Raw genomic sequence first — 1,502 nt, 5'->3', positions numbered from 1 at the left:
GGATCCGAGGATGAGGATACAGAGAATAGGACAGGCATGAGGTGATAGCGGTGGAAGTGTTGAGAACAGAAAATCTCAAGTCTTATTACATTCTGGACATATTCGGAAAAAAGAGAGTAGTGAAAGCAGTGGACGACGTGAACATTTCGATCATGGAGAACGAGATATACGGTATCGCAGGAGAGAGCGGATGTGGAAAGAGCACTCTTTTGAGAGCTCTCTTTGCTGCAATAGAACCACCACAGAGAATAGTGGGAGGAAAAGTCTTGTACAGAGAAAACGGAAAAGAAGTGGATGTTTATTCCCTGAGCGATGAAGAGAGAAGAAGGCTCAGATGGAGTTTCATTTCTTACGTTCCACAGGGATCGATGAGCGTTCTCAATCCCGTGGTGAAGATAAAGGAGACCTTCAAGGATTTCATAGAAAGCCACACGACTGGAAAGACGAAAGAAGAAGCCTATGAGATGGCAAAAGAACACATAAGAGAGCTTGGCCTTCCGATAGAAATTCTCAACGCCTATCCACACCAGCTATCTGGTGGAATGAGGCAGAGGGTGACGATCGCTCTTGCAACCGTTCTGTCACCGAAAGTCATCATAGCAGACGAACCAACGACCGCTCTCGACGTTGTAACTCAGAGAGGTGTGGTCCAGCTCCTTAAGGAGATACAATCTTCAAGACAGAACACCATCATCCTTGTCACACACGATATGGGGGTCCATGCGAACGTGACAGACAGGATAGCGATCATGTACGCAGGAAAGATCATAGAAGAAGGGAAAACAGAAGAGATCTTTGAAAACCCCATGCATCCCTACACGAAGTATCTGATCTACTCGCTTCCAAAGTTTGGAGACAAAGGAAGGAGAGAAAGCGCTCCTGGAAGTCCTCCATCACTCGCCGATCTTCCACCAGGATGCAGTTTCCATCCAAGATGTCCACATGCGTTCGACAGGTGTAAAAAAGAAGTACCCCCTCTCAAGGAATACCTGCCGGGCCACAGAGTTGCATGCTGGTTAGTAGAGGAGGGAAAGAATGCCGCTTCTTGAGATAAAAAATCTGACGAAGATCTTCACCATAGGGAGTATCTTCTCCAGAACGAGGATAGTGGCTGTAGACAACGTGAACTTCGATATAAACGAAGCAGAGATCTTCACCCTCGCTGGAGAGAGCGGCTGTGGAAAGACCACGACCGCCAAGATCATCCTCGGCTTTGAAGAACCCACCTCCGGTGAGATCATCTACAAAGGAAGAAAGATCGATCGTGTGCATCAGAACGAAAAGGAAAGAAGAGAGCTTCTAAAAGAAATACAGGCAGTCTTCCAGAATCCGTTCTCCACGTTCAACCCCCTCAGGAAGGTGGACAGGTACTTCTATGAGACACTCTTCAACCTTGGCATAGCGGATACAAAAAAGAAGGCAGAAGAGATCATCAAAGAGAAACTCTCCGCAGTCGGTATCTCCTTTGAAGAATTCTCCGAGAAGTACCCAAGTGAGTTCTC

The 1,502-nt window shown here is 46.9% G+C and carries 2 protein-coding genes; both read left to right on the top strand.

Annotated elements, in window-relative coordinates; all coding sequences use genetic code 11:
* Positions 1-41: 41 nt before the first annotated feature.
* Positions 42-1,049 (top strand): ABC transporter ATP-binding protein, encoded by a 1,008-nt coding sequence (locus tag MC24_RS00010; protein WP_038051426.1) that lies wholly within the window; start codon positions 42-44, stop codon positions 1,047-1,049.
* Positions 1,036-1,502, top strand: a 467-nt coding sequence (locus tag MC24_RS00005) for an ATP-binding cassette domain-containing protein (protein ID WP_038051424.1), incomplete at its 3' end; no start/stop codon positions are given. The genes MC24_RS00010 and MC24_RS00005, both read left to right, overlap by 14 nt.

The sequence above is a fragment of the Thermotoga sp. Mc24 genome (genome assembly GCF_000784835.1).
Lineage (GTDB): Bacteria > Thermotogota > Thermotogae > Thermotogales > Thermotogaceae > Thermotoga.
This window is presented reverse-complemented; position numbering and strand designations above follow the sequence as displayed.